At 74.9% G+C, this 1,131-nt stretch carries 1 protein-coding gene; it reads left to right on the top strand.

What is annotated here, in order from left to right; translation table 11 throughout:
- Nucleotides 1–1,100: PP2C family protein-serine/threonine phosphatase (locus N4P33_RS35410; RefSeq protein ID WP_260831016.1), on the top strand; the 1,100-nt coding region annotated here is incomplete at its 5' end.
- Nucleotides 1,101–1,131 lie beyond the last annotated feature (31 nt).

Raw genomic sequence — 1,131 nt, 5'->3', positions numbered from 1 at the left:
AGTCCGCGGTGATCCGGGCGCTGGCCGTGCAGGCGGACGACGCGCCGGACGCGCTGCGGGCGGCCGACCCTCCGGGCGGGGTGGCCCGGTACGGCCCGGACCGCCTGGTCACCCAGTGCGTGCGCACCGCCCGGCCGGTGATGGTGCCGCAGGTCAAGGACGAGGATCTGCCCCGGATCGCCCGCTCACCGGAGGCGGCCGAGCTGCTGGCGCGGGCCGGGGTGCACTCGTATCTGGCCGTCCCCCTGATCGCGCGCGGTGAGGTGCTCGGCGCCCTCGATCTCAAGCGCACACGCAATCCGCTGCCGTTCGACGAGGACGATCTGCTGCTGGCCCGGGAGCTGGCGTCCCGCGCGGCCGTGCAGATCGACAACGCCCGCTGGTACCAGAACGCCCGCGACGCCGCGCTCACCCTCCAGCGCAGCCTGCTGCCCAGCCACCCACCGGTCACCGGCGGGCTCGAGGTCGCCTCCCGCTACCAGCCGGCGGGCGCCACCAGCGAGGTGGGCGGCGACTGGTTCGACGTCATCCCGCTGGACGACGACAAGACGGCGCTGGTGGTGGGCGACGTCATGGGCAGCGGCATCACGGCGGCGGCCACCATGGGGCGGCTGCGCACGGCGACGAACACGCTGGCCGCGCTCGACCTGGACCCGGCCGTGCTCCTGGAGCACCTCGACCGCATCACCGGCGGCCTCGACCAGGCCATCGCCACGTGCCTGTACGTCGTCCACGACCCCCGCGCGGAACGCTGCCTGATCGCCAACGCCGGGCATCTGCCGCCGGTGCGGGTACGGGCCGGGCGGGAGCCGGAGCTGCTGGAGCTGCCGACCGGGGTGCCGCTCGGCGTGGGCGGGGTCGGCTTCTCCACGACCACCGTGGACCTCGGCCCGGGCGACCGCCTGGTCCTCTACACCGACGGTCTCGTGGAGACACGCCGCCACACGCTCGACGAACGCCTCGACCGCCTCCTCGCCCTCCTGGACTGCCCCGACCGCTCCCTGGAGGAGGTCTGCGACCTCCTCCTGCGCACCCTCCACGAGCCGGACAACTTCGACGACGTGGCCCTGCTGATCGCCCGCGCGAGGACGGGGGACTGAGGCCGGGGGCGGGGCGAGGGCCGTCGCACCG

Source organism: Streptomyces sp. 15-116A (genome assembly GCF_025290915.1).
Taxonomy (GTDB): Bacteria; Actinomycetota; Actinomycetes; order Streptomycetales; family Streptomycetaceae; genus Streptomyces.
This window is presented reverse-complemented; position numbering and strand designations above follow the sequence as displayed.